The sequence below is a fragment of the Mariprofundus sp. EBB-1 genome, from assembly GCF_003665155.1.
Classification (GTDB): Bacteria; Pseudomonadota; Zetaproteobacteria; order Mariprofundales; family Mariprofundaceae; genus Mariprofundus.
Genome location: NZ_RCFQ01000053.1, coordinates 1 through 6,903, shown reverse-complemented (window position 1 = coordinate 6,903; position 6,903 = coordinate 1). Strand labels below are relative to the sequence as shown.

Annotated in this window: 4 protein-coding genes and 1 pseudogene; all 5 read left to right on the top strand. The window is 44.7% G+C overall.

The window, feature by feature from the left end; all coding sequences use genetic code 11:
• Positions 1-561 (top strand): annotated as a pseudogene (locus D8Y20_RS13280) (transposase); the annotation flags it as partial.
• A 239-nt stretch (positions 562-800) separates the two neighbouring features.
• Positions 801-4,322, top strand: a complete 3,522-nt coding sequence (locus D8Y20_RS13275) for an FHA domain-containing protein (RefSeq protein WP_121544195.1) — start codon at positions 801-803, stop codon at positions 4,320-4,322.
• On the top strand, positions 4,319-5,131 hold the full coding sequence (locus tag D8Y20_RS13270) for a PP2C family serine/threonine-protein phosphatase (RefSeq protein ID WP_121544194.1): 813 nt from the start codon (positions 4,319-4,321) through the stop codon (positions 5,129-5,131). The genes D8Y20_RS13275 and D8Y20_RS13270 overlap by 4 nt, the downstream gene beginning before the upstream one ends.
• Entirely contained in the window at positions 5,128-5,949 is an 822-nt protein-coding gene (locus D8Y20_RS13265; protein ID WP_121544193.1) for a hypothetical protein, read from the top strand. The genes D8Y20_RS13270 and D8Y20_RS13265 overlap by 4 nt, the downstream gene beginning before the upstream one ends.
• Before the next feature lie 12 nt (positions 5,950-5,961).
• Positions 5,962-6,903: serine/threonine-protein kinase (locus tag D8Y20_RS13260; protein WP_147434105.1), on the top strand; the 942-nt coding region annotated here is incomplete at its 3' end.

Sequence of the window (6,903 nt, the reverse complement as noted above, 5' to 3'; positions counted from 1 at the left end):
CGCGCTGGCTTATGTGTGACTGCATTTGAATATAAATGGAGCAGCCATCATGCATACATGGGAGAAACAACGATTCCATGGTTGCATATGGAGGCAGTGCTTGGGCGTTTCTCTGAAGAGAAAATGAAGGCAATAGAGTTATTGAAGTCCTTTACCCAAGATGGTGATGGTGAATGCAGACGAGATGACTTTCATTCGGGCTCACATCAAGGGCAGATACTTGGCGATGATGCATTTGCTGAACGAGCACTAAACTCTTCTGGGCTTCCAGTGGCGATAAAATCTCCGACTCTGGCTGAGATTATTGATGTGGTCTGTACAGAATACGATGTTGATCGGGCAGGTTTGGATGGGGGTGAAAATGTTAGGCAAGGCGCAGAAATGCGTGCCATGGTCGCATGGATTGTTCAAGATTTAGAAAGTCTTACGCTTACTGCTCTTGCTGCTGAACTGGGGCGGGATTTGTCTGCATTAAGCAGAGCCGCAGGAAGACTTCGGCAACGCATGGCTAAAGATGCATTATTAAAAATAAAAGCTGAGAACATTACCCGTTCGCTCTAAGTGCAAAATAGTCAAGCCTGGCACTGGTTCTGAATTCCGGCAACGCCACATCATGTAAGGTGTAAAGCAAAGGATTCTTGCCATTATCCCGAGCTTTATTATATCGACTATTTTTGTCCAAAAAATAATTAGTATGTTTTTTTGGTTCGTATTGATTTTCTGTTGGCGAATCTTCTGCTACGCTTGCTTTGCTTTAGGCTACAATGAGAGATGCGTTGAATAGGGATCGGGGTTGAATGATGGATTATCACTTTACACTGAATAAAGTTGCTAGTGCGCTTAGGGCATCGGAACACGAGCTTAATCGCACAAAAGCGTTTCTGCAGCTGCATGAAGCTATCCAGGTTTACACCGATACAGGTGTTTCACCAAAACAGATCAATGCACTTAAAATTAAACATGATGCATCACTTACTGAGCTCGGTGGATCAGGATGCTTGCCTGCACTGCTTCGTGCTTTTGAAGAGACCGAGATTGAGAAAAAAGAACGTACCGGTTGGCAGAAATTGATTGGTTCAGGCACCGTGGTGGAAGGCTCAATGCAGGCTGAAAAGCTGTGGAATGATGGCCGATTCCAGGATGCGATTTATCTGCTTCGCCGTTCCATATTGCAGCACCGTGATGTGATATTAGGTGGTGGAAGCTCTAAACTGAAAGGGATGTTGATCGAATATTCATTCCAGTATGCCGAACGACTGTTCAAGGAACATGACCAGCTCTTGTCCCATATTACCACCACCAAACAGTTGCGTAGAGAACAGTTGCAAGAAGTGGAAGAAGGGCTGGTGATGGCCTATAAATTAAACCCTTCCTCACAGGATATTAAGCGCAGGCTGAAAAATTTCCTTGAGTTGTGGGAGGTGTATGACGAATATGAAGAAGCCTGTAAACAGCTGGAGATGCGTAATGTAAACGATGCCAAACAGCATCTGAAAAGTTTGCCAATGGAATATGAATTTGTGCGGGAGCGCTTTGAAGAGTGTGATTTACTGGAGGCTGAAGTTGATGATCTGTATCGTCAGGGTGAAGCCGCAGTGGCAGAACGAAATTTCAAAAATGCCGATGATATTGTTACTCTGATTAAATCGAAGCATGCATGTTTTGAGCGCTTGCCTGCATTTGAATCATCATTAGCGATATTATCTGCCGCTGATGGCCACTATCAAACTGCACGTAACATGTATCAGCAACATAATATTGATGAAGCCTCGAACGAAATGGGTGTAGCCATTGAACTGGATTCAAACTATCAGCCATACCGTTATTTTCAAAATGAGCTGCTCAACAAACGTGCTGAAATTGCTTATTTGAATGCAACGGGTTATGAACAGCTTACAGACTTAGAAAATGCAATTCCAGCCTATCAGAAAGTTGTCGATATCTTGCCCCATTATGCTGATGCAACAGATAAACTGAATGTTCTATCTGTGATTCGAGCCGGTTTGGAAAAGGCCATGATAGAAGCTGGTGAACTGTTTTCCAGTGGCTCTCTCGAAGAGGGACTAAACTTATTGAAAGAGGCTCAGCAACAAGGGTTTTCTCTGGCGTATGTGGATAAACTGCTTCTGGAATACACCAAACGCCTAACTCAGGCGCAGCAGATCCGTTCGGGGGCAGAGGTACAGCAGCAATCGGGCAATTTTGCGCAAGCTGCTTCAGAGTATCATCAGGCTTTTGCACTCTATTCCGGTATGTCTGGCTTAAGTGAGGCGATGGATTTTTGTGAGAGTGAAGCGCACCTGCAACAGCTAAAGGAACAGGCCGATATTTATCATCACTCCGGTCAGTTGGAGCAGCTTTTTGCACTGTTGATCGGTGATCCGGATTTTTTCTCCCCGGCTGCCGATGTCGAGCTCTCACCTGCCTATCAGCAGATATGCAAATGCCAGTTAAGTGACGAGATCAACACTGACTCCAAGTTCTATACGCATCTGAAACAGATGTTCGAGCAGAGCAAGATGGAGTTGCAGGCATTTTCCAAAGCATATCAAGAAGCTTATGTCGATTATTCGCAGCAACAGCTCAAAGATAAGCTTCAGGATGAAAATGCTATGGAATGTTATCAAGCCATAGCATCCACACTAAAACAGACATCTCTCTATCACTATCCTGACTCACCGTTATTGTCTGTATTTCTGGATCGTATTCAGACGCATGTTGTTGCTGAAGAGGCTTATCAGACCGTTGTTGATCTGCTCGGCCCTGAATGTTTGGTACATCAGGTGCTTCCCGAACTGCTTGAAAAACTCAGTTTGTTAACCAGTAGCTTTCCTGACAATGAAAAATATCAACGTTTGATGAAAAAAGTAGTGCAGGTCTTTCCACTGTTTTCTGAAATGAAGCAATGCATTGTTGAAATTCGCGATTACCATTTCAAACAGGCCAGTTATCAATTGAGAATGTTCAAGCGCCGTCATGTTGATGCATCGGATGCATATCAGATGATGGAAAATGAATTTCAACGCTTTCTCAGGACTGATCTGCAAGGCCGGATTGCGCAAAGCAAGCAGGATAAGAAACCAAGCGCGTTAATCGCGGATTTGCAGCTTGCGCAAGATCATTTGCATCCGTTTCCTGACGACTTTCAGATGGCAATGACAACACTGCAAGAGCAGGAAGAGGAGGCCAGGCAACTGTATGCACATGCTGTTCAGGCTATGCAGCAGGGAGATTTCCCCCAGTGTGAAACACTGCTAAATGGTAGCCTCTGCATCAATAAAGAGCTGAATGAGGCTCTCTCGTTGCAACAAGATTTACCGCAGTTGAAACAGGGTTACAAACTTCTTCAAGAGGGCAAAAAACTGCTGAATAAGAATCAATTTACCGAGGCGCTGGATCAGTTTGATCAGGCTAATGCCTTGAATGATTCACTGCCGGAGATTCAAAGCTATTACCGGCAGGCAGAAGAAGGGCAACAGACAGAAAAAGTAGAATCTATGATTGCAGCAGCTGAAAATATGTTTGTCAGAGAGCGTTATGAACGGGCTCAGCAATATGCTGAAGAAGCATTGTCTCTGCTGCCTGCAACTACCTTGCCAAGCAGTAAACGATGGGAAATTGAACAGTTGATTGCAAAGGTTGGGCAGAAGTTTTCTATCAACGGCAATATGTTGCTGTTGGGCTCAAATGGTCGGCAATGGCGGGTGCTGCTGGATAAGAAGCTGATCTTGGGTAGAGAAGGTTCATCGGGAGCTGATATTCCCCTTGGTTTGCAGACCATTTCATCAGCCGGTAAGCAGACGGCGCTGTTGCATGAAAACAGGGCTGTGTATGTACTTGATCAGGGCAGCTCAAACGGATCGCTGCTGAAAAAGAGTGCGGAACGGTGCCCTCAAGGGCAACAGGTGGTGTTAAATGATCAGGATAGTCTGATTGTCGGCCAGGCCGCTGAGCTGAAGTTGAACCGATTGAAAGGTGATGATGCCTGGCGTCTGCATGTGCTCAAGCCCGACCATTTGGATGCTAGTCAATTGGGTACATACTGGTCTTCATTGAAAAAAGATATGAACTGTGAATATCTATTGATGGGGAGAGAATGTTATTTTGGCATGAATGAACATGGGGAGCTAATGCCTGTGGGGTATGCGGATGATGATCATGATCTGCTGCTTAAAATTCAGTATTCTGAACAGAAAGGTTATCGGGCTAAGTTGCTCGAACGTGACGATCAAAACGTTGACCAAAGGGAGGGATGGCAGCCCTTGCGTGATGGTGATGTGCTATTGATGCGTGATATTAAATTATTTGTGGAGCAATTATGAGTGAATCAATGCAAGCCGTCTGGACAACTGACAGAGGTTTAATCAAAAAGAATAATGAAGATGCATATTTCTCAGGTGTTTCAGAAATCGATGATGAGCTGTCGTTGCATCTGGTGGCAGATGGAATGGGGGGGCATGCTTCAGGTGAAAAGGCCAGTGCTATCGCGTGTGAAAAAATGGCCCGTTTATTGGACAGTCACAAACTTCTAGATGCCGATGAAGATGCTATGAAATTGATTTTAGATCAGCGGGTGCACGCGATACATCGTGCGATTGTGCAAGCAGGAGAGGATAATGAAGATGATGCCGGGATGGGCACAACGCTAACGGCACTATTGATTCGTGGTAATAGCGGGATTTATGCCCATGTTGGAGATTCTCGTCTATACTCATTTTTTGAAGGCTCTTTAGAGCAGATTACACGTGATCACACACAGGCTCAGGTTTTGGTTCAAATAGGACGTTTGGCACCAGAAAAAGCGCAAAGTCACCATCTCAATCAAGTGTTGTCGCAGGCGCTGGGAACGGACACAGTGGAAGATGAAAATCTTGAAGTGGATGTCGGGTCTGTCAACGTGCGATCGGGCGAGTTATTCCTGCTTTGCTCGGATGGTCTCTATGATATGGTGAGTGAACAGGAGATGGTTGCCATATTACAGCAGTGTTCAGAGAGAGCTGAGGCAATTGAGAAGCTTAAAGCCCTGGCTTTAGAGCATGGGGGGCATGATAACGTGACAATTATGCTGATTGAGATTGTTCAAACACCATTTTCATTGGGGTTGAAGAAATTAAAGGGGCTGTTTAAATGATAAAACAGATGATGAAGAACTATCAATGTATAAGTAATATGGGTTTTGTACTCGTTTGTAGTGCAATGTTATTGTGTGCTGTGGTTTTACCAGGCTCTGCTTCAGCAGCTCAAAATGAAGTAGTGGTTACAGGCTATGGAGAGAATAGAAATGCTGCTATTCAGGATGCACTTCGCAGTGCAGTAGCACAGGTTGTCGGTGTGTTTTTGAAATCAAAAACGCTGGTGAAGGATTTGGTAGTACAGGCTGATTTGATTCACACATCTAGCCATGGTTTTATCAAAAGCTATAAAGTGGTGAAAGAGAAGCCTTTGGATATTGGTTATGACGTGGATCTGTTGGTGTATGTAGAGCCGGATAAAGAAAAAGTGATCAAGCAGATGCGTAGCTTGATTTTTGATCGATCCTTTACAGTAGATCATATCTCCGTGCGTCAGGATGGGCGGTCGATCAACGATAAAACATTGGATCACGATCTGAATAATGCCCTGAACGAGGCTGGTTATTATGTGGTGACGCCGGAGTTCGGTGATGCTTTTTACAGTATTCGCGGCACCGTGGATATGCGCAAGGCGCATTCACAATTTGCATCGGAGGATATGAAGGTCTACGAACTATCGCGTATTAACATCAAAGTTGCAGGTGATGATGGCGTGCAGTTATTTCGCATTACTGAGCGCGATGTGAAGGATGATGTTGTTGAATCAGGAGCCACCGCAAGTGAAGCCGTAAAAGCGGCGGTGTATCAAATATCTCCTGCAATTGTTGATAGTTTTCTTACCAGAATGCGAAAACATAAAGTGGCCAAAAAACAGTAGAGGTATCATTGTATGCTTGATTTAGGGCAACCATTTCTGGATGGTAAATATCAGATTGAGAGCAAGCTCGGTCATGGCAGCTTTGGCATTGTTTATAAGGCTCTTGAGCAGTTTTCCAAGAAGCATGTTGCGATCAAAGAGATCACGGATGATGATTATAAGGAGGCGCTGCTCTCCGAGATTGAGCTTATGGCTGGCCTGCATCATGCCAATGTGGTGCAGTATAAAACCACAGAAAAATTAAAAGAGAACCTTTACCTTGTGATGGAGTATCTACCTGGCGGTAGTCTTGTATCACTTATTGGTGAAGGGAAAAAGATCAGCTCAGGATTGGCCAAACAGCACCTGATAGATATTTTGGAAGGGTTAAAATATTTACATAGCTTTGATGTTGTGCATCGTGATTTAAAGCCGGATAATGTGCTACTTGCAGCCGATGGACATGTAAAGATAGCAGATTTTGGGGTGTCCAGAGCGATTTCAAAATCGAGGAAAGCTTCATCACGAGCAGGAACCATCAAATATATGGCTCCTGAGATGTTTGAAGCTGATGAAGAGCATGGTTATGACCATCGCGTGGATCTTTACGCGGCAGGCTGTCTCTATTTTGAAATGCTGGTTGGCACTCCACCATTTACCGGCACGGATACTAAGGTGATGATGGGTCATGTTGCGCATGACCCAGCTTATCCCGCTTCGCTATCTGAAGAAGAGCTGGCTGTTTTACAAGGTCTGTTGGCGAAAGATGCGAAGGATCGCTTTTCGAATGCTGAAGCTGTGCTTTTAGCATTGGCGGGTGAAATAGCGCCTGTAGTTGATGGGGATCGTGATGAAGATATTTACCGTCAGGCAGCGGTCAAGGCCTTAGCTGATGGAGTGATAGATGATGCTGAGCGTTCTTTACTCAACAGCTTGAAAGGTAGCCTAGGGCTATCTCGCGAGACCTGTGATGAG

Excerpts from the sequence above, each read along its gene's own strand:
- D8Y20_RS13275 (WP_121544195.1), top strand. The coding sequence starts at position 801 with ATGGATTATCACTTTACACTGAATAAAGTTGCTAGTGCGCTTAGGGCA.
- D8Y20_RS13270 (WP_121544194.1), top strand. The coding sequence starts at position 4,319 with ATGAGTGAATCAATGCAAGCCGTCTGGACAACTGACAGAGGTTTAATC.
- D8Y20_RS13265 (WP_121544193.1), top strand. The coding sequence starts at position 5,128 with ATGATAAAACAGATGATGAAGAACTATCAATGTATAAGTAATATGGGT.